Origin of the sequence: Buttiauxella cochleicola, assembly GCF_021283185.1 — a bacterium.
Lineage (GTDB): Bacteria > Pseudomonadota > Gammaproteobacteria > Enterobacterales > Enterobacteriaceae > Buttiauxella > Buttiauxella massiliensis.
The window spans coordinates 1-1,994 of the sequence record NZ_JAJSOS010000031.1; the positions used below are offsets into that span (position 1 = coordinate 1).

Below are 1,994 nucleotides of genomic sequence, written 5' to 3' on the forward strand. Positions count from 1 at the left end.
CCGTGGCCGGTGACAATGTGGTGAATGCCGCCGAGTCCCGGATGCCGACCATGATCTCCGGTGTGGTCAGCGGTGATGCGCAGGCGGGCGATAAAGTCGTTGTCAGCGTGAATGGCCATGAATACCGCGGCGACGTGGTGACCGATGAAAACGGCCAGCTGCGCTATGAAGTGCCGGTGCCGACTCATGCGCTGAATGAAGGCAGTAACGATGTGCAGGTGATGGTCACCGGTGTTGACGCGTCCGGTAACACCGCGATTGTGGTTGAGCACCAAAACGTGGTGCTGGACACGCATGCCGAGAACCACGTGATTATCCAGCCGGTGGCCGGTGACGATACCGTCAATGCTAACGAATCCCGTATGCCAACCATTATTAGCGGCGTGGTGAGCGGTGATGCGCACGCAGGTGACCATGTGGTGGTCAGCGTCAACGGTCACGAATACCGTGGCGACGTGGTGACCGATGAAAACGGCCAGCTGCGCTATAACATCCCGGTGCCAACCCAGGCACTGAACGAAGGCAGTAACGATGTGCAGGTGATGGTCACCGGTGTGGATGCATCCGGTAACACCGCGATTGCGGTCGAGCATAAAAATGTGGTGCTGGATACCCATGCCGAGAACCACGTGATCATCCAGCCGGTGGCCGGTGACGATACCGTCAATGCTAACGAATCCCGCATGCCAACCATCATCTCCGGCGTGGTGAGCGGTGACGCGCACGCAGGTGACCATGTGGTGGTCAGCATCAACGGCCATGAATTCCGTGGCAACGTCGTGACCGATGAAAACGGTCAGCTGCGCTATGAAGTGCCGGTCCTGAGCCATGCGCTGAATGAAGGCAGTAATGACGTGCAGGTGATGGTCACCGGCACCGATGCCTCCGGTAACACCGCGATTGCGGTCGAGCACAAAAATGTGGTGCTGGATACGCATGCCGAGAACCATGTGATTATCCAGCCGGTGGCCGGTGACGATACCGTCAATGCTAACGAATCCCGCATGCCAACCATCATCTCCGGTGTGGTGAGCGGCGACGCGCAGGCGGGTAATCAGGTGGTCGTCATCGTCAACGGCCATGAGTTCCGTGGCAACGTGGCGACTGATGAAAACGGCCAGCTGCGTTATGAAATTCCTGTTCCGACCCAGGCCCTGAACGAAGGCAATAATGACGTGCAGGTGATGGTCACCGGTGTTGACGCGTCCGGTAACACCGCGATTGCGGTCGAGCACAAAAATGTGGTGCTGGACACGCAGGCGCATAACGCCCTGACCATCGAAACGGTGGCCGGTGACGACACGGTGAACGCCACCGAATCCCGTATGCCAACCATGATTAGCGGCGTGGTCAGTGGTGATGCGCACGCAGGTGACCATGTGGTGGTCAGCGTCAACGGTCACGAATTCCGTGGCGACGTGGTGACCGATGAAAACGGCCAGCTGCGCTATAACATCCCGGTGCCAACCCAGGCACTGAACGAAGGCAGTAACGATGTGCAGGTGATGGTCACCGGCACCGACAGCGCCGGTAACACCGCGATTGCGGTCGAGCATAAAAATGTGGTGCTGGACACGCATGCCGAGAACCATGTGATTATCCAGCCGGTGGCCGGTGACGATACCGTCAATGCTAACGAATCCCGTATGCCGACCATGATCTCCGGGGTGGTCAGTGGTGATGCGCACGCAGGTGACCATGTGGTGGTCAGCGTGAACGGCCATGAATACCGTGGCGACGTGGTGGCGGATGAAAACGGCCAGCTGCGCTATGAAGTGCCGGTGCCGACTCATGCGCTGAATGAAGGCAGTAACGACGTGCAGGTGATGGTCACCGGCGTGGATGCCTCCGGTAACACCGCAATTGCGGTCGAGCACCAAAACGTGGTCCTCGACACCCATGCCGAGAACCATGTGATCATCCAGACCGTGGCCGGTGACAATGTGGTGAATGCCGCCGAGTCCCGGATGCCGACCATGATCTCCGGTGTGGTC

1 protein-coding gene is annotated in these 1,994 nt (G+C 58.8%); it reads left to right on the forward strand.

The features are described 5' to 3' along the window. On the forward strand, positions 1–1,994 hold a 1,994-nt coding region (locus tag LVQ76_RS22245; protein ID WP_232922469.1), incomplete at both ends, for an Ig-like domain-containing protein.